The organism is Nocardia sp. NPDC050175 (assembly GCF_044459885.1).
Lineage (GTDB): Bacteria > Actinomycetota > Actinomycetes > Mycobacteriales > Mycobacteriaceae > Nocardia.
In genome coordinates, this window is record NZ_JBITJI010000007.1 from 425,120 (window position 1) to 447,024 (window position 21,905).

At 66.5% G+C, this 21,905-nt stretch carries 17 protein-coding genes; 13 read left to right on the top strand and 4 right to left on the bottom strand.

Annotated features, from left to right (window positions below):
* Nucleotides 1-6: 6 nt before the first annotated feature.
* Nucleotides 7-1,125, bottom strand: a complete 1,119-nt coding sequence (locus tag ACIBK2_RS26005; RefSeq protein ID WP_396970625.1) for a serine hydrolase domain-containing protein — start codon at nt 1,123-1,125, stop codon at nt 7-9.
* A 208-nt stretch (nt 1,126-1,333) separates the two neighbouring features.
* Here ACIBK2_RS26005 and ACIBK2_RS26010 point away from each other — a divergent pair, with 208 nt between their 5' ends.
* The 4 genes from ACIBK2_RS26010 to ACIBK2_RS26025 all read left to right on the top strand — a co-directional run bounded on the left by ACIBK2_RS26010 (nt 1,334) and on the right by ACIBK2_RS26025 (nt 5,888).
* On the top strand, nt 1,334-1,471 hold the full coding sequence (locus tag ACIBK2_RS26010) for a hypothetical protein (protein ID WP_396970627.1): 138 nt from the start codon (nt 1,334-1,336) through the stop codon (nt 1,469-1,471).
* 276 nt (nt 1,472-1,747) lie between these two features.
* Nucleotides 1,748-2,449: a hypothetical protein gene (locus ACIBK2_RS26015; RefSeq protein ID WP_396970629.1), complete on the top strand. Its 702-nt coding sequence runs from the start codon at nt 1,748-1,750 to the stop codon at nt 2,447-2,449.
* Between the two features lie 618 nt (nt 2,450-3,067).
* Nucleotides 3,068-3,283: a hypothetical protein gene (locus ACIBK2_RS26020; protein WP_396970630.1), complete on the top strand. Its 216-nt coding sequence runs from the start codon at nt 3,068-3,070 to the stop codon at nt 3,281-3,283.
* Nucleotides 3,284-3,338: 55 nt separating this feature from the next.
* Complete coding sequence (locus ACIBK2_RS26025; RefSeq protein WP_396970632.1) at nt 3,339-5,888, top strand: lanthionine synthetase LanC family protein; 2,550 nt, start codon at nt 3,339-3,341, stop codon at nt 5,886-5,888.
* 161 nt (nt 5,889-6,049) lie between these two features.
* Here the strand turns inward: ACIBK2_RS26025 and ACIBK2_RS26030 are convergent, their stop codons facing one another.
* Entirely contained in the window at nt 6,050-8,227 is a 2,178-nt protein-coding gene (locus ACIBK2_RS26030; protein WP_396970634.1) for a malate synthase G, read from the bottom strand.
* A gap of 245 nt (nt 8,228-8,472) precedes the next feature.
* On the opposite strand from ACIBK2_RS26030, the gene ACIBK2_RS26035 reads away from it, so the two are divergent.
* From ACIBK2_RS26035 to ACIBK2_RS26050, 4 genes are read left to right on the top strand one after another with little or no spacing between them, the layout of a single operon-like run.
* Nucleotides 8,473-9,213 carry an SDR family NAD(P)-dependent oxidoreductase gene (locus ACIBK2_RS26035; protein ID WP_396970636.1) on the top strand — a complete coding sequence of 247 codons (741 nt, stop codon included), beginning with the start codon at nt 8,473-8,475 and terminating at the stop codon, nt 9,211-9,213.
* Nucleotides 9,210-10,259: an alcohol dehydrogenase catalytic domain-containing protein gene (locus ACIBK2_RS26040; protein ID WP_396970637.1), complete on the top strand. Its 1,050-nt coding sequence runs from the start codon at nt 9,210-9,212 to the stop codon at nt 10,257-10,259. Before ACIBK2_RS26035 ends, ACIBK2_RS26040 begins: the two co-directional genes overlap by 4 nt.
* Nucleotides 10,256-10,930, top strand: coding sequence for a TetR/AcrR family transcriptional regulator (locus ACIBK2_RS26045; RefSeq protein ID WP_396970639.1), 675 nt, complete (start codon nt 10,256-10,258; stop codon nt 10,928-10,930). Before ACIBK2_RS26040 ends, ACIBK2_RS26045 begins: the two co-directional genes overlap by 4 nt.
* Nucleotides 10,931-10,932: 2 nt before the next feature.
* Nucleotides 10,933-12,222: an acyl-CoA dehydrogenase family protein gene (locus tag ACIBK2_RS26050; RefSeq protein ID WP_396970641.1), complete on the top strand. Its 1,290-nt coding sequence runs from the start codon at nt 10,933-10,935 to the stop codon at nt 12,220-12,222.
* 1,169 nt (nt 12,223-13,391) lie between these two features.
* Here the strand turns inward: ACIBK2_RS26050 and ACIBK2_RS26055 are convergent.
* Complete coding sequence (locus ACIBK2_RS26055; protein ID WP_396970642.1) at nt 13,392-14,081, bottom strand: winged helix-turn-helix transcriptional regulator; 690 nt, start codon at nt 14,079-14,081, stop codon at nt 13,392-13,394.
* A gap of 91 nt (nt 14,082-14,172) precedes the next feature.
* Here ACIBK2_RS26055 and ACIBK2_RS26060 point away from each other — a divergent pair, with 91 nt between their 5' ends.
* The 5 genes from ACIBK2_RS26060 to ACIBK2_RS26080 all read left to right on the top strand — a co-directional run bounded on the left by ACIBK2_RS26060 (nt 14,173) and on the right by ACIBK2_RS26080 (nt 18,915).
* The gene (locus tag ACIBK2_RS26060; protein ID WP_396970644.1) at nt 14,173-15,303 is read left to right on the top strand and encodes an acyl-CoA dehydrogenase family protein; all 1,131 of its coding nucleotides are present in this window, start codon (nt 14,173-14,175) and stop codon (nt 15,301-15,303) included.
* A 196-nt stretch (nt 15,304-15,499) separates the two neighbouring features.
* Nucleotides 15,500-16,021 (top strand): DM13 domain-containing protein, encoded by a 522-nt coding sequence (locus ACIBK2_RS26065; RefSeq protein ID WP_396970646.1) that lies wholly within the window; start codon nt 15,500-15,502, stop codon nt 16,019-16,021.
* A 266-nt stretch (nt 16,022-16,287) separates the two neighbouring features.
* On the top strand, nt 16,288-16,833 hold the full coding sequence (locus ACIBK2_RS26070; protein ID WP_396970647.1) for an HNH endonuclease: 546 nt from the start codon (nt 16,288-16,290) through the stop codon (nt 16,831-16,833).
* 25 nt (nt 16,834-16,858) lie between these two features.
* Nucleotides 16,859-17,134, top strand: coding sequence for a WhiB family transcriptional regulator (locus ACIBK2_RS26075; protein WP_396970649.1), 276 nt, complete (start codon nt 16,859-16,861; stop codon nt 17,132-17,134).
* 113 nt (nt 17,135-17,247) lie between these two features.
* A complete protein-coding gene (locus ACIBK2_RS26080; RefSeq protein ID WP_396970651.1) occupies nt 17,248-18,915 on the top strand; it encodes a VWA domain-containing protein in 1,668 nt (555 codons plus the stop codon).
* A 143-nt stretch (nt 18,916-19,058) separates the two neighbouring features.
* On the opposite strand, the gene gcvP is transcribed toward ACIBK2_RS26080, so the two are convergent.
* A complete protein-coding gene (gene gcvP, locus ACIBK2_RS26085; RefSeq protein WP_396970653.1) occupies nt 19,059-21,881 on the bottom strand; it encodes an aminomethyl-transferring glycine dehydrogenase in 2,823 nt (940 codons plus the stop codon).
* Nucleotides 21,882-21,905 lie beyond the last annotated feature (24 nt).

The window sequence follows — 21,905 nt, forward strand, 5'->3', positions numbered from 1 at the left end:
CGGCGCTCACGGGGCGGCGCACACGGCGGCATCGAAGGCCTTCAGAACCGCGTCGTCGCTCGGGCCGCTGTCGAGCACCTGATTGACGACGATGGTCACCGCACGCCCGTCAGCGGTCACACCGTTGCGGGTGCGGAATCCGGAAATGGAACCGCCGTGTCCCCAGACCTCCTTGCCGCACGGCACCGGGTAGTGGATCAGTCCCAGCCCGTATCCCGCGCCCGGCATGCGGTCGAAGGGCAGCGGGTTGCGCTTCATCTCGGCCAATTGCGCTGGGGGCAGCAGTTTTCCGGCGAGCAGAGCGATGAAGAACCGATTCAGCTCCGCGCCGGTAGAGATCATCGCGCCCGCCGCGCCGGCCCAGGACGGGTCGAAGTCGGTGTAGTCGACGAGGCGTCCGTCGAACTCCGCATAGCCCAATGGATGCGGATCGCGCAGACCGTTCTCGCCGGGCGCCGGGTAATAGGTCTCTCGCAGCCCGAGCGGCTCGATGATCCGGCGAGTGATCTCCGCGGCGATCGGCTGCCCGGTTACCCGCTCGATGAGCATGCCGATAAGCAGATAGTTCGTGTTGGAGTATTCGGCTTTCGCGCCGGGCGCGAAACGCGACGGCAAGGTCAGGACCTGCCGCACCACGTCCGCAGCGTCGAACCGCTGCCAGCGCATCCTCGCCAGGTCGGGTTGCGGAGCCTTCGATAGCAGTTGCTCCATATCGGGCAGACCGCTGGTGTGCTGCAAAAGATTCCGCACTGTGATCCGAGTGCCGTCGTTGCCGAAGCCCTGCACAACCCCGGGTAGATACCGCTCTACCGGCGCGTCCAACCCCACCTTGCCCTCGGCGACCAACTGCAGCAGCACGGTGGCCGTGAACGTCTTGGTATTGCTACCGATTCGAATATGACCGTTGTCCGGAAAACGCGCACCGGTGGCGAGATCGCCGACTCCCGATGTCGCGATCCAGTCCCGATCCCGCTCGGTGACCACGACCTGCGCGCCGGGCAATCCCGCCCGCACCACCGCGTCCAGCGCCCGAACAGTCGCGTCCCGGCCCGATTCCGCGGCCACTGGCCGCAGCTCGGACATCGAATCAGCGGCACACGAGGTGGCCGCGCACACGACAGCCATCGCAGCGAGTATCGCCGCTCGTTCTCTCACACACCGAAATCGGCTGTTACTCAAGGGTTTCCCTTCCTCTGCGGTGGCATGACCAAAGCCGGTCAGCCACCAGCAACCACACGAAGAGGCAACCCTCTCCCTAAATGGATAGGCGAACTATCCGCTAACAGATAGTCACACTATCCACCTGCCCCTCGGGTCGGCAAGGGGGCTTCCGATGAACACCGAGGAACGAGTGAAGATCGCGGAGTCGCGCAAGCGCAGTGGGGTTTCCGCTCCCGCGATCAAGTCCTACTTGCGCGACGGACCGCTGATGTCCATGGACGGCCAAACCTTCCGCTACCTGCGGGAATGAGATCGATGATTGGCCGATGAGCGCCCGCTCGCTTCCGCACGGCGCAGATCACGATGGCTGCCGATCGGGGCCGTCGCGGCCGCCGTGGTGATCGCGGGGACCGCCGCCTGCAGCACGAGCGGTGACCAATCATCGCCGCAGGCCCCCGCCGCGGCGGCCGACCCTGACCTGGGGTTGCCCGCCGGCCAGTACCTCTACGTGGGGAACCGCAGCGACGGGATCGGAAATGCCTGGGGCGACGTCGCTTAGCAGACCGAGGCAACCAGGGAAATCTGGATGCCGGCCACCTGGACCGACGAATGGATGGAACGCCGCAACCACGCCCGGCCGGTCAAAATAATACCCGCCAGCGACGACAGCCCCGAGCGACAGCGGTCGCTCGAACAGAGCTACTTCTCCGGCGAATGGCGGGCCGCCTGCGGGTCGTGGAGCTATATGGGCGTGAACGTCGACAAACCCGCCTGCCGCCCGATCGAGGGCGAGTGGCACCGGCCCACCCCGGACTTCCTCGCCGCGCTACCACGGGACCCGGACGCGTTGCTGGCCAAACTGAAGGAAGGCCCCTCACCCGACGCCAAGATCAGCCCGGAACTCGATGCCTTCGGTGACGCCCAGGAGTTCCTCACCACCGGCATGGTGCCCAAGGACCTGCGCACCGTGCTGCACCAAGCCCTCCTGCGGCTGCCCGGCATCAAAGTCGCGGAGAACGTTGCGAACCTGGACGGACGCAAGGGCACCGCGCTCGGTTTCGTGGACGCCACCCGCTTCGTGCCGCAGGGCACCCGACTCGACGAGATCATCATCGATCCGGTCAGCGAGCAGATCATCGGCACCCGCAGCACCATGGTTCGCGACATGGTGCTCGGCGAGGGCAACCAGACCAATCCGGCCGTGGTCTTCGGCACGGGCAAGGTGATGCACCACTCCGCGATCACCATCGGCGTCGTCGCCCACCCCGGCATCAAACCCGCCGCCTGACCCTTCCAGCAAACGAAGAGGCCCCGCGCCGGATGTCTCCGGTGCGGGGGCCTCGAGCTGAAAAGCGCTGTTAGGCGTTACTTTTCAGGTGCCGAACGTTGCCTACAGGCAGTTGAGCGCCTTGGCCTCACGCCGACGCCGGTGCAGGATCGGCTCGGTGTCGCAGTCCGAGCAAATCAATCCCTCTGACCTGCGTGGACACCTGGAATCTCCCGCCGTGTGGCCGTTTTCAGCAGGCCATACCTGATCACGCAGTCTCACCTGGCATCAGCGAAGTCCACCACCGCGCGCTCCTCGTCCTCAACCGTTGCTCACTCGTTCACTTCGGCCCGCGACGGCACTCCCCTACAGCCATACCGCGCGGCGAGAGCGCCGTCGACCAGCGGTATCCGCTCGGCCCGGCACAGTGGGTGCATGATCCCGGCCGCCGCGTCGCACGAGAGCACCGAGGTCCCCGTCCCGCACGCGGCGACGGGAGGTTGCGGTCTCGATCATGGCGGGGACTTACACGGTTCTTCGCCGCCTTCTCCAGTTCATAGTGCTCCCCAGTTGGTCAACTGGGGAGCACACCCCCCCCGAAAATCATTGTCTTGCACTTCTTTTCGCTCCATCACTAGCGTGAGATACGACAAGTCGATCGCGATGAAGTGGGGTATGGAAATGGACGTTCTACTGGAACTGGCGCCACGCAATGCGGGCGCGACGGTCGTCGAAACGGATACCATCTTCGATGCTCCGGACCCACTGCACAATCTTTCCGCCTGTCCGGCGAGCAATATCTGTCTCGACAACACCGAGATCTGCACTGTCAGCTACCCGCCCTTCAGCAACTAGCCAGGTCGTCGACGGAAACCTCGGTACGCGGCGATTCTGAACGGGTGCTGTTGGTATGACCGAACTCGAGCTCACCGATATCGAGCAGCGGGTGGCGCAGGCGGCGATCGATTACGATCACCGGCTGCGCCGGTCGCCGATTTGGCTGTATGTCGACAATCCCGAGGTAGCGCTTCCCGACCATGGCTGGAAGCTGCACATTTCGGCGCGCACCTCGGAATTCGATCGCATCATCGACATCGTGGTCCCGGTATTGCTGGCGGCCGGGTGCCCGTTCAAGATGGCCCGATCACGGCGGGTGCTGCAATCGCTGAACGACGGAAGACGCGGCGCGGCAACGGTCGGCAAGGCGTGGACGATCTACCCGGATCCCGCACATATCCAACAGTTGGGCATTCGGCTTGCCGAATTGCTGCACGGCGAGAAAGCGCCGCGGGTGCTCTCCGACCGCAAGGTCAGCGATGACGCACCGGTCTATTACCGGTACGGCCCCTTTCGGCGACAGCTGGTCGCGGACGTCGACGGCCAACTGACCACGACGATGACCGGGCCGAACGGCGAAAGCTTCGACGGCCACGCGAAACCCACTTACCGCCAGCCGCCGTGGGTGGTCGATCCGTTCACCGGGTTGGTCGCCGACGGCACCGCGGACCTGGTCGATATCCTCGGCGACCATTACCGCCCGCTGGCGGGATTGCTCCAGGCCGGGCACGGCAATGTCTACCGCGCCGAGGACATCCGCACCGGCGAATCCGTCGTCGTCAAACAGGCGCGCGCGTATGTCGCGGAATCGGCCTCCGGCGACGACGCCCGGCTCAGGTTGCGCAACGAGCGATATGTCCTCGAACGTCTCGCCGGACTAACGGGCGTCCCCAGGTACTTCGACCACTTCCGGCACGGCGACGACGAATACCTGGTCACCAGTTTCTGCGGCGAATTCAACCTGGCCGAGGACGTCCCTCGCAACGGACGCTATCGGCCGTCATCACCTGCGGTTACCGGACGCACCCTCGACCGACTGGCCATTCGACTGGCGCAGATTTTGACCGACGTCCACGACAACGGATTCATCGTCGCCGACCTTTCGCCGAAGAACATCGTCATCAGCCAATCCACCGGCGAGCCGACCCTCATCGATTTCGGACTGTGCAATCACGGCACCGTCCGAATCCCCGGCGGCACACCAGGTTACGCATCCCCTGCGCAATTGAACGGTGAACCAGCGACATTCGCCGGCGACCTCCGTGCGCTCGGGATGACGCTGCTGTTCGCCGCGACCGGCGCAAACCCGGTCACCACGGCGGCCGATCCCCACCTCAGCGCGTTGCAGACGATCGGGCGGATCTACGGCGGCACTCCCCCTCCGACGGTCCGGTGCGTCATCGGGCTGTTGCGCGCCGACGTCGAGGCCCTGCAGGCACTCAAAGCCGGTCACCCAGAACACTTTTCCGATACCACCGCGCTGCCGCCGGTCAACAGGATCGGTCGAACCGACGTGCCCGAACTCATCGACCACCTCCTGGACGATCTGCTCGTCCGAGTCGACAAACTGCTCGACCATTCCGGCGAATGGCCCGAGGTGAACGCGTACCGCGGCGCGGCGGGAGTCGGCTTGGAACTGCTCCATCACGCACACCGGCCGGACGCCAGCGAGATGGCGCAGCGGCTCACGCGATTCGCCGCCGCGGGCGCGCAACGAACACGTCTCCAGCCCGGATTGTTCGTCGGATCGACCGGTATCGCGATACTGCTCCAGCGCCTCCACGAGGCAAACCTCGATATCCCAAGGCTACCAACCGATCTCGCAAGACCCGCAACGGACTGGCAGCCCCACGGAGTCGATCTCGTCGTCGGCGCGGCCGGTGTCGGGCTCGGCCACTTACTGCAAGCCGAATCAGCGTCGACCGCACCGCACGACCGACAGCACCACCTCGCCGTGGCCAGGCGATGCGCGAACATACTCAGCGATCACCCGCACGCCGAATCCCGTTACACCGCAGCAGACCTCCCGCTGGCCGCCGGACTCGACGCCGCCGCCGGGCTGTCACACGGACAGGCGGGAATCATCACCTTCCTCCTACACCTGACCCGCACCGGGACGATCGGCCACGACTATCCCGCGCTGCAAACCGGAATCGATACGCTCTACCAGCAAACCCGCTCACTCATCGAACGATCCGAGCACAGCACCGCCGTACCCCTGTGCGTCTCATGGTGCCGTGGGCTGGCCGGAATCGGCACCACCCTGCTCCGGATCGCGGAAACCCGCGACGACGCCCAAGCAATGGATCTCGCGATCGCCGCCGGAAACACCTGTGCCGCATGGATTCCCTACCTCGCCTACCCCGGCGCATGCTGTGGCATCGCCGGAGTCGGCGACTTCTTGGTAAGCCTCGCCGCCGCCACTCACGATGATCGCTTCACCGAGGCCGCTTGGTCGGCCGCGACCCAACTGATCATCCGTGGCATCGCCGCCGACAACGAGTCCAGCTACACGGCCGAACAGTCCAACATCGTGTGCTGGGCAACCGGCCACGCCGGAACTCTCGCCTTCCTGCGCCGACTGCACACCGGAGATCCACCGTCGGTGATCGGACCGTTCTGACCGGACACACGCACCCCCGTCTGTGACCGTTTCGAGGGTGACGGACTCGTATTCGAGCTGATCTCCACTAATGGAAAGAGGCCCCGCCCCGGGTGTCTCCGGTGCGGGGCCTCAGGCCGAAAAGAGCTGTTAGGAACTACTTTTCAGCCACTGGACATCACTCACTTGCACGCAGCCTTGGCTTCTCGCCGACGACGGTGCAGGATCGGCTCGGTGTATCCGTTGGGCTGCTTGGTGCCCTCGAGGATGAGCTCCTTGGCGGCCTGGAAGGCGATGCTGCCTGCGAAGTCCGGGGCCAGCGGGCGGTAGCTCGCGTCGCCCGCGTTCTGCCGATCCACCACCGGCGCCATCCGCTCCAGGCTTTCCACCACTTCGTCGGTGGAGACGATGCCGTGGCGCAGCCAGTTGGCCAGCAGCTGGCTCGAAATGCGCAGGGTGGCACGGTCTTCCATCAGCGCGACATCCTCGATGTCGGGCACCTTGGAGCAGCCGACACCCTGGTCGATCCAGCGCACCACGTAGCCGAGGATCGACTGGGCGCTGTTGTCCAGCTCCTGCTTCTTCTCCTCGGCGGTCCAGTTCGGCGTCGCGGCGAGCGGGATCTCCAGGATCTGATCGACGGTGGCGCGGCGGCCACCCTTGAGGATCTCCTGCTGGCGCTCCAGCACGTTCACCTGGTGGTAGTGCGTCGCGTGCAGGGTGGCGGCGGTCGGCGACGGCACCCACGCGGTGTTCGCGCCGGCCTTCGGGTGACCGATCTTCTGCACCAGCATGTCCGCCATCAGATCCGGCATGGCCCACATGCCCTTGCCGATCTGCGCCTTGCCCGGCAGCCCGGTGGCCAAGCCGGTATCGACGTTCCAGTCCTCGTAGGACTTGATCCACTGCTGGGCCTTCATGTCGGCCTTGCGGACCATCGGCCCGGCCTCCATCGAGGTGTGGATCTCGTCGCCGGTGCGGTCGAGGAAGCCGGTGTTGATGAACACGACGCGGTCGGCGGCGGCCTGGATACAGGCCTTGAGGTTCACCGTGGTGCGGCGCTCCTCGTCCATGATGCCGACCTTGAGGGTGTTGCGCGGCACGCCGAGCACGTCCTCGATCCGGCCGAACAGCTCGGTGGTGAACGCGACCTCGTCCGGTCCGTGCATCTTCGGCTTCACGATGTAGACCGAGCCGGTGCGGCTGTTCTTCAGTTCGGTGTCGCCGCGCAGCGAGTGGGTGGCGATGAGCGAGGTGACGAGGCCGTCGAGGATGCCCTCGGGGATCTCGTTGCCGTCCTTGTCGATGATCGCGTCGCTGGTCATCAGATGACCGACGTTGCGCACGAACAGCAGCGAACGACCGTGCAGCACAAGGTCACTGCCGTCGAGCGCGGTGTAGACGCGGTCGGGGTTCATGGTGCGGGTGAAGGTCTTCTCGCCCTTGCGCACCTTCTCGGTCAGATCGCCCTTCATCAGGCCGAGCCAGTTGTGGTAGCAGAGGACCTTGTCCTCGGCGTCCACGGCGGCGACCGAATCCTCGAAGTCCATGATCGTGGTGATCGCGGACTCCAGCACCAGATCCTTGACGCCCGCGGTGTCGGTGCTGCCGACCGGCGAGGACGGATCGATCTGAATCTCGATGTGCAAACCGTTGTGCTTCAACAGCACCGAGGTCGGCGATGCCGGATCGCCGAGGTAGCCGACGAGCTGCGACGGATCGGCGAGACCGATCTCGGTGCCGTCCTCCAGGCCGACCTCGAGCTCACCGTCGACGATCTTGTACGAGGTCGAGCCGATGTGCGAGCCGGTGATCAGCGTCGCGGAGTCGTCGAGGAAGTTACGCGCCCACTCGATGACCTTGTCGCCGCGAACCTTGTTGTAGCCCTTGCCCTTTTCCGCGCCGTTGGCCTCGGAGATGGCGTCAGTGCCGTAGAGCGCGTCGTAGAGCGAACCCCAGCGCGCGTTGGCGGCGTTGATCGCGAAGCGGGCGTTCATCACCGGCACCACGAGCTGCGGGCCCGCGGTGGTGGCGATCTCGGTGTCCACGTTCTGGGTGGCGATCTGGAAATCGGCGGGCTCCGCACGCAGATAGCCGATTTCGCCGAGGAAGCTCTTGTAGGCGGCCTTGTCATAGTCGGCGCCGGGGTGTTCCGCGTGCCAGGCGTCGACCTTGCCCTGGATCTCGTCGCGCTCGGCGAGCAGCGCGCGGTTGCGCGGCGCGAGATCGTTGATGACCTGCTCGGCTCCGGCCCAGAACGCGGCGGAATCTACGCCGGTTCCGGGGAGCGCCTCGTTCTCGATGAACTCGTGGAGAACGCTGGCCACCTGAAGCCCGCCGACCTGAATCCGCTCTGTCATCTACTGCCTCACTTCTGAGAAAGCCGGGTGGGAAAGACGCATCCATGTTACCCGTGGGTAGTGATACCACCCTGTAGCGGGTCGAACGCGGCGTCTCGCCGGGAAATTCCGGCGCGCCGATCCGGATGGGATGTATCGGTCGGCGCGTCTCGGTGTGTCGGCGGTCGGCCTAACAACCCCTTGATTGTATCGCCGCGGGGATTTAATGTACTGATCGGAACATTTTCTGATCTGCAGGAGTGTGTGTGTCGCTCACGGACAAGGTGGTCGTGGTCACCGGTGGCAGCCGGGGACTCGGCAAGGAGATGGTGCTCGCGTTCGCCGCGGCGGGCGCGGACGTGGTGATCGCCAGCCGCAAACTCGACGATTGCGTGGCGCTGGCGGACGAGGTGAAGAACGCGCACGGTCGTCGCGCGCTGCCGGTGGCCTGCAATGTCAGCGACTGGGCGCAGTGCGACGCGCTCGTGGAGACCGTGTACGCCGAATTCGGCCGGGTCGACGTGCTGGTGAACAACGCGGGCCTCTCCCCGCTCTACCCGAGCCTGGATCAGGTCTCGGAGGCCTTGTTCGACAAGGTGATCGGCGTGAATCTGAAAGGGCCGTTCCGGCTTTCGTCGCTGATCGGCACCCGCATGGCGGCCGACGGCGGCGGATCCATCATCAACATCTCCTCGATCGAGGCGGTCCGCCCCGCGCCGTTCGCACTGCCCTACGCCGCGGCCAAGGCCGGATTGAACACGCTCACCGCGGGTCTCGCGCAGAGTTTCGGACCGACGGTGCGGGTCAACACGATTCAGTGCGGCGCCTTCGCCACCGACATCTCCAAGGCCTGGCCCGACGAGATGCGCGCCCAGATCAGCTCGCTCAACGCGCAACAACGCGTCGGTGAACCCGACGAGATCGTCGGCGCCGCAATATTCTTCGCCACGGACGCCGCTGCCTTCTGCACGGGCGCCACCCTCGCACTGGACGGTGGATGGCGATGAAAGCACTGACTTACCAAGGCCCACGGCAGATCTCGTACTCCGACGTGCCCGACCCGATCCTCACCGGGCCGGACGGCGCGATCATCCGGGTCACCGCGAGCGGCATCTGCGGCAGCGACCTGCACATCTACGGCGGGCACGGGTTCACCGACAAGATCGGCTACAGCGTCGGGCACGAAGCCGTCGGCGAGATCGTCGAACTCGGTCCCGAGGTGCGCAGACTCTCGGTCGGCGACCGGGTACTGGTGTCCGCGTCAGCCGGGTGCGATCGATGCGCGAACTGCCGGGTCGGCATTGTCGCCGCCTGCGAGCGCACGCCCGCGCCGATCGACGCCTGCTACGGCCTCGGCGGCTCGTTGCCCGGCGGCCAAGCCCAGCTGCTGGCCGTCCCGCACGCCGACGGAAATCTGATCCGGCTACCCGAGGGCATCAGCGACGAAGCCGCGGTCGTGCTCACCGACAATGCCCCGACCGCCTGGTACGGGGCCCGGCGCGCACGTATCGCACCCGGGGAGACCGTGGTGGTGATCGGACTCGGACCCGTCGGGCTGATGGCGATCCAGTCGGCGTTCGCGATGGGCGCGGCGCGAGCGCTCGGCGTCGACCTGATCGCCGAACGACGCAAGCTGGCCGCCGAACTCGGCGCCGAACCGGTCGAGGCGGACGATCCGAAGCTCGGGATCCGCGAAATGCTGGGCGGCGGCGCGGATGTCGCGATCGAGGCGGTCGGCGCCGACGCCACGATCAAGTTGGCGATCAGCGCGGCCGGGCATCGCGGCCGGGTAAGCGTCATCGGCGTCAACCAGAACCGGGCCTATCCGTTCAACATGCCCCTGGCCCAGGTCAAGGAGCTCGAATTCCACATCGGCCTGTGCTCGATCCAATACGAGCTGCCCACCTTGCTGAAACTGACCGCGGCGGGCCGGCTGCGCCCGGAAGCCGTTGTCACCCATCCCCTCCCGATGTCCGACGGCGCGAACGCCTACCAGCTGTTCGCCGAGCGCGCGGACGGCGTGAGCAAGGTAGTGCTGGACCCGGCGCGATGAGTACCGCACCGGTGCGCGGCACGGGTGGGCCCGACGTGGCGCCCGCGCGCAGGCGCGGCCGCCCGCCCGCCGCCGAATCGACGGCGGGCGACACCAGGGAACGTATCGTGCGGGCCGCAGTGGATCTGTTCGCGGAGAAGGGCTTCCACGGCACCGGCGTCGCGGAGATCGGCGACCGCGCCGACGTCCAGCGGGGCGCGCTGTACTACCACATCGGCTCCAAGGAGGAACTGCTCTGGCAGATCCTGCACGACTACATTCAGCTGATGCTGGTCGACGCCGAACGCATCGCGGCAGGCACCGACGACCCGATCAGCAAGCTGCGCAAGCTGATCCACAGCCACGTGGGCCTGATCATCGACCACCGCCGCGAGGTCGCGATCCAGCTGCGCGACGTCACCGCGCTCAGCGGCGAACGCGGCGCGCAGCTGCAGGAACTGCGTGATCGCGTGCAACACTGCTGGCAGCGGGTGCTCGATACGGGCCACGCCGCCGGACTGCTGCGCACCAACGACCACGTGGTGACCAACAGCGTGCTCGGCATGCTGAACATGGTGACCTTCTGGTATCGACCGCACGGCGGGCACTCCCCCGCCGAGATCGCCGACCTACTCGCGACCACGTTCCTCGACGGCGTGGTGACCACGACCGACAACCACACGAAAGGCTGACCATGGCTTGGGATTTCGAGACCGACCCGGACTTCCAGCGGAAGCTGGACTGGGCGGCGGAATTCGTCCGCACCGAGGTGGAGCCCCTCGACCTGCTCTACCCGAACCCGTACGACCGCACCGACAAAGAGGCGATGGCGCTGATGCGCCCGCTCAAGGAGCAGGTCAAGGAGCAGGGGCTGTGGGCCTGCCACCTCGGTCCCGAGCTCGGCGGCCAGGGCTACGGGCAGATGAAGCTGGCCCTGCTCAACGAGGTGCTCGGCACGTCGTTCTGGGCACCGTCGGTATTCGGTTGCCAGGCACCGGATTCCGGCAATGCCGAGATCTTGGCGCACTACGGCACCGAGGAGCAGAAGGCCGAGTACCTGGCGCCGCTGCTGGCCGGCGAGATCGGCTCCTGTTATGTGATGACCGAACCCACCGGCGGCTCGGACCCGACGACGTTCAAGACGCGCGCGGTCCGCGACGGCGACCACTGGGTGATCAACGGCGAGAAGTGGTTCAACTCCAACGCGCAGTTCGCCAGCTTCCACATCGTCATGGTGGTCACCAACCCCGACGTCAGTGCCTACCAAGGCATGTCGATGTTCATCGTGCCCGCGGACACGCCCGGCCTGGAGATCGTCAAGAACTTCCACGTGCACGGGTTCAGCGAGCACGAGGGCCACCTGCGCTTCACCAACGTCCGAGTGCCCGCCGACCACCTGCTCGGCGCCGAGGGCCAGGGCTTCATCGTGGCGCAGACCCGCCTCGGCGGCGGCCGCGTGCACCACGCGATGCGCACGGTCGCGTTGGTACGCAAGGCCTTCGACATGATGGCCGAACGCGTCGTCTCCCGCCCGATGCGCAAGGGCCCCCTCGCAGGCCTGCAGATGACCCAGGAACGCATCGCGGACAGCTGGATCGAGATGGAACAGTTCCGCCTGCTCGTGCTGCGCACCGCCTGGCGCATCGACAAGGAACAGGACTACCTGAAGGTGCGCAAGGACATCGCCGCCATCAAGGTCGCCATGCCCAAGGTCATGCACGACATCGCCCAGCGCGCCCTGCACCTGCACGGCGCCATCGGCGTCAGCACCGACCTGCCCTTCGTCGACATGATGAACTACGCCGAGGTGATGGCGATCGCCGACGGCCCCACCGAGGTCCACAAGATCACCCTCGCCAAGGAGGTCCTGAAGGACTACGCCCCAGCCGACCCCGTGTACCCCAGCGGCTACCGCCCCGCCCTGCGCGAAAAGGCCAGGGAACTCGTCGCACAACGCCTCGAACACATCGTCGGCAACCTGTAGATCGCGGCAATCGGACCTCGATGTAAACCATCGAGGTCCGCACCACTCCCAGCCGTCAACCAAGCGACAGATAGGTTCGGCTCCGCACAGCTGTTCAGGCGCGCGGCGTGATCTTCCAGCCTGGCCGGCCTGCTGTGGTGGCGCATCGAGACCTTCGGAACCCAAGTTCGGTGTGCAATAGCCCGTTCCAGCGCCGCCAGGCAGCTGCCGTCACCCGACAGAGAATCGAGTCGAGTCAAATGGTCGCTACTTGATCTTCAACAACGACCTTTTGACTCGACTCAACGCAGCCAGAACGACTTGACGTACGAAGCGTCCTCTTGACGGAGGTTGCAGCATGCGTCGAGAGCATGCAACGTACGTCAAGTGGCACCGCACTTACTCGAATCGGCACCACCGACTACACCGCACCCGAGTCAGCCCCCGCCCAAGGCTCTCGAGAACAGCACCGCAGCCCGGCCAGTCAGGCTGAGACCGTGGAGGTTTCGTGGGTGGAGACTCTTCGTGAAGGTGCACGCGTCCCATGTATTTACCCAATAGTGCTGAGCGCGTGAGGTGGGGTTCCCGACCTTCCCCGTACGGTCAGGCGCGCGGCGTGATCTTCCAGCCTGGCTGGCCCGCTGTGGTGGCGTATCGAGACCTTCGGAACCCAAGTTCGGTGCGTGATGGCCCGTTCCAGCGTCGTCAGGCAGCTGCCGTTGCGCGACAAGCGCGTTCAGAAGATCGCATCGAGTCGAGTCAAATGGTCGCTACTTGATCTTCAACAACGACCTTTTGACTCGACTCAACGCAGCCACGACGACTTGACGTACGAAGCGTCCTCTTGACGGAGGTTGCAGCGTGCGTCAAGAGGACACAATGTGCGTCAAGTGGCACTGGACTGACTCGAATCGGCACCACCGACTACACCGCACCCGAGTCAGTCCCCTGGCCATGTCTCTCGAGAACAGCACCACAGCCGGCCAGCCAGGCTGGAACCGCCACTTCCGTGACCAAACAGCAGGGTAAGGCCGGGAACCCCACCTCACGCGCCCAGCACTACTCGATCATTCCCGAACCAGCAGACATCCCTGAACAGTTGATGCATCGGCAGCACCGCACCCCACACCCGGCCCGCAACCAACAACGCGAGTCACCAGACACAGTCCAACCCCGCCGTATACCATCAATCACGAAGCGCGCGTGGCGAAGTCGGTCGGGACCGGGTTCAGGTACGGTGCCATCGGGCTCAGCCGGAGGACCGACGGCATGCGGCGGGTCAGTGCCGACGGGCCGCTGAAGGTGAGTCGTCCCGTCCGAATCGCCTGCGCCAGTGGCACTCTGCCGAGCCAGACCTGGTACAGCGAGCTGACGTCGGAGACGATGACTACATCGACCGGGTAGCCCGGGTCAGCGGCGCAGACCGAGGGCACCCCCGATTCGATGACGATCCAAAATCGGTCCGGCACATCGGAAAACCGCACGGCCAGCACCTGTCGCTTGCCGGGGAACGACGAGGTGTCGAGGCGGGTGTGCATCCACCAGACCAGGACCGCCGGGTCGAGTTCCTCCGGTTGTGGGTCGCCGAAAGTCCAACGCGCGCCCCACTCGCCGAGGCCGAACAGGATCGGTTCGAGTTCCTGGCCCGCGGCGGTGAGCAGGTATTCGGAGCCGATCTTGTCGACCAGACCGGCCCGTTCGAACTGGCGCAGCCGCTTGGCGAGCAGGCTGCGCGACAAGCCGGGTAGACCGCGCGCGAGATCGTTGAAACGCGTTGTGCCCAAGAACAAATCGCGGACGATCAGCAGCGACCAGCGCTCGCCGAGCACGTCGAGCGCCCGGGAAATCGGACAGTATTGGCCGTAGCCGGGTGTCGTCATGGTCACCTCGCGATCGGGGGTCCAACTTTTGGACCGGCGGAGTCCACTTTGTGGACTATTCGGTTATCGCGACCGTTCCTACCTTCGAAACATGACGACAACTTCCCCTGACATCACCATCGACTGGATCACCCTCGCGCGACAGGTCGGCGAATCCCTGAGCCCGGAGGTGGCCGACCGCGACCGCAGCGGCGAGTTCTCCCGCACCGCGTTCGAGATCCTGCGCGTCACCGGGCTGTCCGCCGCCCTGGTGCCCACCGAATTCGGTGGCGGCGGTGCCACCCATCGCGAGATGGGCGCGATCCTGCGCGAACTCGGCCGCCACGATCCCTCCACCGCGGTCGCGTTCGCGATGCACACCCACCTCGTCGCCGCACAGGTGTGGCGGCACAACCACGGCATCGACGCGGCACCGCTGTTCCGCAAGGTGGTCGATGGGGCGATCCTGATCAGCACCGGCGCGGCGGACTGGGTCGGCTCCAGCGGCCAAGCCGAGAAGGTCGACGGCGGCTACCGGGTGCACGCACGCAAGGCACCGGCCAGCGGCGTCGAGGCGGGCACCGTGCTGGTCACCAGCATTCGCTGGGATGACGCACCCGACGGCCCGCACGTCCTGCACTGCGCCATCCCCGTGCACGCGCCCGGCGTCAGCATCGAAACGACCTGGGACACACTCGGATTGCGGGCAAGCGGCTCACACACCGTGATATTCGACGACGTCTTCGTCCCCGATGCCGCCGTATCCCTGCTCCGTCGCGCCGACACCTGGCCGCCGGTACTGAATGTCGTGATGGGCGCGGCGATGCCGCTGGTCATGGCGGCCTACCTCGGCATCGCCGACGGTGCGGTGGACCTCGCCGCAGCCTTGGTCGCCGACCGCACCGATGCCCCGACCTTCCAACTCGCGGGCGAAATGGTCAACGCGCACACCACCGCCGCCGACCTGATCGAGGCCATGTTCACCGGTTCCGACAACCTGCATTTCGACAACACCGACAGCTACGCCAGCAAAACCCTCAGCCGCAAGACGGCGGCCGCCGAGGCCGTCATCAACACCGTCCGCCTGGCCATCGAAACCGTTGGCGGCCTCGGCTTTTCGCGCACCTGCGAGCTGGAGATGCGCTACCGCGACGTGCACGGCTGCCTGTTCCACCCGCTGCCGCGCGCCAAGCAGACCCATTTCACCGGCCGAGTTCTGCTCGGGCACACACCGATCGGCTGACCTCGCCCGCAGCCCCCATTGCCCGGATGGGGGCGAAACCCCTCGGGGACGGCACACCGACCGCTGCCGCTCGCTCCGACGACGACATCGGCCTCGATATCCGTCACCGTTCGGTCACAGTTCGACACCCGGAAATGGGCCCTCGACCGTGTTCAATCGAGGAAGCACTCGTCGCATATCGGCCCCGAGGAGAACCATGGTTTCAGCACGCAAGATCGTCCGGTCCCCCATCACCTGGACGTTGACCGTCTTGCTGGTCATCGGGCTCGGGGTCGGCTTGGCGCTGGCCCAGCCGTGGCGTCTGTTCACCAACAACACCGTCATCGAGGCCGCGCCCACCGCACCGGGAGCGCCCGCGGATCCGCGCACCATCGCCACCGGCACCCTCATCTCGCACGAGCACGACACCGCCGGAACCGTGCGCATCCTGCAACTCCCCGACGGCAGCCGAGTCCTCCGACTCGAAGACCTCGACACCTCCGACGGCCCCGACCTGCACGTATGGCTGACAAACGCCGAGGTCATCGCGGGAAAAGCAGGCTGGTTCGTCTTCGACGACGCCCAGCACACCGACCTCGGCAGCCTCAAAGGCAACAAGGGCCGCCAGAACTACCCCATCCCCGCCGACACCGACCTGACCGCACTCACCAGCGTCACCATCTGGTGCCAGCGGTTCCACGTCTCCTTCGGCGCCGCTCAGCTGACCGAAAATAAATGACCCGACAGCGGTAGGCCCGTTATGTCACCATGGGATTCGACGATGATCACCAGGTAGCGGTGATCCACGAGCACGAGGAGAGGAGGAGGTGGCGATGATTCCGAAGAACCCGATTCGGGCGAACATCGATGCGGCACAACGGTTGTCAACCAGGAAACCCGTATTCGATCCCCAGCTGTGCAGCGGACGCGAAGACGGCCACCTCCCGGCCGGTCACTGACCGCCCAACCTCCTCGCTCGACTCCTCCCGAAACATGGTGATTCCCATGACATTCCGCCATGCCGCCAACCCTGCGGCACTAACCGCCGACAACTGGATACACACCGGAGTGCTGGTGCTCAACGCCTCCTACGAGGCCCTCACCGAGATCAGCGCCGACCGGGCCGTCGTGCTGCTCATGTCCGGTGCCGCGGAGTCGATCGCCGACCGCACCCCGAACTTCCCGATCCGGTCCCAGCACTCCGAGCTACTGCTACCGGAAACCATCCGGCTGCTTCGCTACGTCTATATCGAGCACACCGCGCGGGTGCACGACGAGAGCCGCGCCACCCTGGCCGGTGTGCTGCGGCGGGACAGCCACCGGTGCGGCTACTGCGCCGCCTGGGCCCGCACCGTCGACCACATCCGGCCGCGCAGCCGGGGCGGGCCGAACACCTGGAGCAACCTCGTCGCCTGCTGCGGCCCGTGCAATACGACCAAGGCCGACCGCACCCCCGAGGAAGCGGGCATGCGGCTGCTCTGGCAACCCAAGGCGCCCAACCACCAGGCCAAGCAACAGCGGCGGATCTGGAAGCAGCTCGCCACCACCTGAACATCCGAGAAAGGAGAGGATCGCGATGACCGTTCGCACTGAGACCACCGCGGTCGTGGAGCTGACCCTGGCCGAGCTGCTCCCGCTCTCGGACTCCCGAGAGTGGCATCGGGCCGCCTGCCGCGGTGACCCGCATCACGAGGCCTGGTTCCCGTACCCGTCACAGGACTTCGCCTACGCGCGCGGCGTCTGCGCGGGCTGCCCGATCCGGGCGGCCTGTGGTGAGTTCGCCGAGCACACCGGCCAGTCCGGGGTCTGGGGCGGCCACGAGTTCGACCGCGGGCAGCTGATCCGCCCGTGAATACCGCCGCCGTGTCCGACCGGGACACGGCGGCGGACACTTTTGCTACGGCTCGCCGCCGTAGGCCGGACTCACCGAGCCCGCAAACCGCAGGTGAACATACACTGTGCACCGTGGGCACTCATCGCAGCGGAATCAAATCCCGGGGCGTCAGCAAAGGTCCGGTTATCGCAGTGGTGGCCATCGTGCTGCTCGTCGCTGGGGTCGTCGCGTGGTTTCAGCTACGCGACCGAGCCGCCGATGAGGACAGCGCCGCGGCGGCGGAATGTGTCTCCGGGCCCACGACGCTCTATGTGACCGCCGATCCGGACATTGCCGCGCAGGTCAGGAGCGCGGCGGACCGATACAACGCGACCAAACCGAAGGTGCGTGATCACTGCGCGCAGGTGGTGGTGACCGCGCAGCCGTCCGCGTCGATCGTCGCGGCATTCACCAACGGCAAGCCCTGGGATCCGAATCTCGGCCCGCAGCCGGTGCTGTGGATTCCCGATTCGACCCGCTCGATCGAGTCCATGCGGGTGCCCGGCATGATCGAAGGCACACCCGCGCCGATCGCGGTGAGCCCGATCGTGCTCGCCGTGCCGGACGAATTGCGTGGCGCGCTAGCACAAGCCAAGACCACATGGTCGGATCTGCCACGCCTGCAACAAGGTTCGCTCAACGAGGTCGGCCTGTCCGGCTGGGGTGGTCTTCGAATGGCGTTGCCGCCCGGCGATTCCTCGCTGGCCGCCGCCGTCGCGGTGGGCTCCGCGATCTCGGGCGCCGAACCGCTCAGCGAGCAGGCCGCACAGTCCGGGCAGGCCGTTTCCGCGATCTCCGGGCTCGCCGCCAACGCGCCGGACGCCGCCGACACCACCGCGGCCTTCGGCATCATCGCGGGCGCACCGCAGTCCGCCACTGTGCACGCGGTCGCCACCACCGAACAACAGGTGAAAGGCCAAGCGGGACTTACCGTCTTCCGCCCCGCCGGTGCCGCGCCGAGCGCCGACCACCCCGCCGCGCTGATGTCTGGACCGTGGGTCGACAAGACCCAGAATCTGGTCGGCGGCCTCTTCGCGGACTACCTGCGCGCCCCCGAACAAGCACAGGCCTTCACCGCTGCGGGCTTCACCACCGCTCCGGCCGCCACCCCCGCACCGCCACGGGCCGCACTCGACAAGGTCCGTGCCACCATGGCCAATCCGGTACTCGGCGTGCAATCCACTGTCCTGGTTGACGTCTCGTCGTCCATGTCGACCACCGACGGCTCGATGACCCGGCTCGCGAATGTCCTCGGCGCACTGAACTCCACGCTCACCGTCATGCCACCCGACTTCGGCTTCGGTCTCTGGACCTACGGCAAGAACCTCGACGGCACAACGCCTTACAAGGTTCAGGCCGCCACGGCGCCGCTCTCCAACGACCAACGCACCAAGGTCAGCAACGCGCTCGACGCCGTCGAGGCCAGCGAGGTGCGCTCGGATCAGGCGTATCCGACACTCATCGCCGCATACAAGAGCGCCGTCAAGGGATACACCGCAGGCCGCACGAATTCGGTGCTGCTCATCACCGATGGGCCCGAAGACGATTCGACCGTCACCGGTGCCAAACTCGCCAGCGACATGGCCGCCGCGCTCGACAAGGAGCACCCCGTCCGCGTCGACATCATCGTCATCGGCGGCAAAGGCACGCAAACCCTGCAGAGCATCTCCGAGCAATCCGGCGGCACCTACACCCGCCTGGCCACCTCAGACGACATCGCCTTCGGCTCCGCAGTCGTGCACTCCCTCACCACCCCATAACGCCCAACCGACCGAAGGCGCCCTTCAGCTGGTCTCAGCGAATGAAGGGCGCCCTCGGTCCATGCCAGGTAACGGGTGAACGGTCGACCGAAGGGGCCGGTCAGCCGGTGTTGGGGGCTGAAGGGCGCCTTCGGTCGGTGTGATCAGTCGGCGTAGGCCTCGAGCGGCGGGCACGAGCAGACCAGGTTGCGGTCGCCGTATGCGCCGTCGATCCGACGGACCGGCGGCCATACCTTGGCCCGCGCGTGGCCGAGACCCCGTGGGTACACGGCGGTTTCGCGGCTGTACGGGTGCTCCCACTCGCCGACCAGGCAGGCCGCGGTGTGCGGGGCGCCGCGCAGCGGGTTGTCGGTGACGGGCCAGACGCCGGCGGCGACCTGATCGATCTCCTTGCGGATCGCGATCATCGCCTCGATGAAATCGTCCAGCTCGGCCAGGTTTTCGCTCTCGGTGGGCTCCACCATCAGGGTGCCTGCGACCGGGAAGCTCATCGTGGGCGCGTGGAAACCGTAGTCTGCCAGCCGCTTCGCCACATCGTCGACGGTGACACCGGTCTGCTTGGTGATCTCCCGCAGGTCCAGGATGCACTCGTGCGCGACCATCCCGTGCTCGCCGGTGTAGAGCACCGGGAAGTACTCGTCGAGCTTGCGCGCGATGTAGTTGGCCGAGGCGATGGCCGTCAGTGTGGCGTCACGCAGGCCGTCCGCACCCATCATCCGGATGTAGGCCCAGGTGATCGGCAGGATCGAGGCGGAGCCGTAGTTGGCGGCCGACACCGCGTGCGAGTCGGTCACCAGCGGATCGCCCGGCAGGTACGGCGCCAGGTGCGAGCGCACCGCCACCGGCCCGACACCCGGACCGCCGCCGCCGTGCGGGATGCAGAAGGTCTTGTGCAGGTTCAGGTGGCTGACGTCGCCGCCGAACCGGCCCGGACGGGCAAGCCCGACAAGGGCATTCAGGTTCGCGCCGTCGACGTACACCTGGCCACCGGCGTCGTGCACCAGCGCGCACAGCTCGGCGACCTCGTGCTCGTAGACACCGTGCGTGGACGGGTAGGTGATCATGATGCAGGCCAGCCGGTCGGCGTGGTCGGCGATCTTGGCCCGCAGGTCGTCCAGGTCGACGTCGCCGTTCTCGCGGCACTTGACCACCTCGACGCGCAGCCCCGCCATCGCCGCCGAGGCCGCGTTGGTGCCGTGCGCGCTGGACGGGATCAGGCAGGTATCCCGGTGCGTGTCACCACGATCCAGGTGGTACCGGCGGATCGCCAGCAGGCCGGCGTACTCGCCCTGGCTGCCCGCGTTCGGCTGCAGGCTGACCGAGTCGTAGCCGGTGATGTCGGACAGCCACCGCTCCAGGTCGTGGATCACCTGCAGTAGGCCCGGCGCGTCCTCGACCGGCGCGTACGGGTGCACGCGGGCGAAGCCGGGCCAGGTGATGGCCTCCATCTCGGCGGTCGCGTTGAGCTTCATGGTGCACGAGCCGAGCGGAATCATGCTGCGGTCCAAGGCAATGTCCTTGTCGGACAGCGACCGCAGGTAGCGCAGCATGGCGGTTTCGGTGTGGTACTTGGTGAACGCCGGGTGGTCGAGGAACTCGGAGGTGCGGTTCTCGATCGCGACGGCAGGCGCGGGTGCGGGCTGCTCGGAAGACAGTGCGGTGCCGAAGGATTCGAGCACAGCCGCGACGTGCGACTCGGTCGTCGCCTCGTCACAGGCGATACCGACATGATCGGCGTCGACCAGGCGCAGGTTGATCCCGCGCGACTTCGCCTTCGCGACAACGGCTTCCGCACCACCGGGCACATGCGCGAGCACGGTGTCGAAGAACGTGTCGTGCACGACCGCACCATCGAGCCCGGCGGCGATGGTGGCCGCATGCCGGTGCACACGACGCGCGATCTCGCGCAGGCCGTCGGCACCGTGGTAGCTCGCGTACATCGCCGCGACGATGGCCAGCAGCACCTGCGCGGTACAGATGTTGGAGGTCGCCTTCTCGCGGCGGATGTGCTGCTCGCGCGTCTGGAGTGCCAGCCGGTAGGCCACATCGCCGTCCGCGTCCACCGAGACACCGACCAGTCGGCCCGGCAGCTGCCTGGCATACGCCGTGCGCACTGCCAGATACCCGGCGTGCGGGCCACCGAAGCCGAGCGGGACACCGAAACGCTGGGTGGTCCCGAAGCACACGTCCGCGCCCTGGTCACCCGGCGAGGCGATCAACGTCATCGCCAGCAGATCAGCGCCCACCGCGACCAACGCGCCACGCTCGTGCGCCGCACTGATAACCGACGTCCAGTCCACTACCCGCCCGGAAGCGCCCGGCGCTTGCACCAGCACACCGAAGAATTCACCTTCCGGCAACTCGCCGGACGCCAGATCCGCAGGCACCAGCTCGATCCCGAGCGGCTGCGCCCGGGTGGTCAGCACGGTCTTCGTCTGCGGGAACAGGTCGGTATCAATAACGAGACGCACAGACTTGGACCGGCTGGCCCGCTGCAGCAGCGTCATCGCCTCGGCGGCCGCGGTGGCCTCGTCGAGCATGGACGCGTTGGCCACGTCCATGCCGGTCAGCTCCGACACCATGGTCTGGAAGTTGAGCAGCGCCTCGAGCCTGCCCTGGCTGATCTCCGGCTGGTACGGCGTGTACGCGGTGTACCAGGCCGGGTTTTCCAGCAGGTTGCGCACCAGCACCGGCGGGGTCAGCGTGTCGTAGTAGCCGAGCCCGATCATCGAGGTGGCCACCGTGTTCGAATGGGCGAGGCCGGCGAGTTCGGCCAGCACCTCGTGTTCGGTTGCGGCAGGCGGCAATCCGGCCAGACCGGATCCGTCGAGAATGGTGGCGGGCAGGGCCTTCGTGGCGAGCTCGTCCAGCGAGTCGACGCCGACGACGTCCAGGATCCGGGCGATTTCGCCCCGATCGGGTCCGATATGGCGGTCGGCGAATGAGCGAGTCACGGCAGCTCCCATGTGGGTCGGGCGGGTCGACGGCGG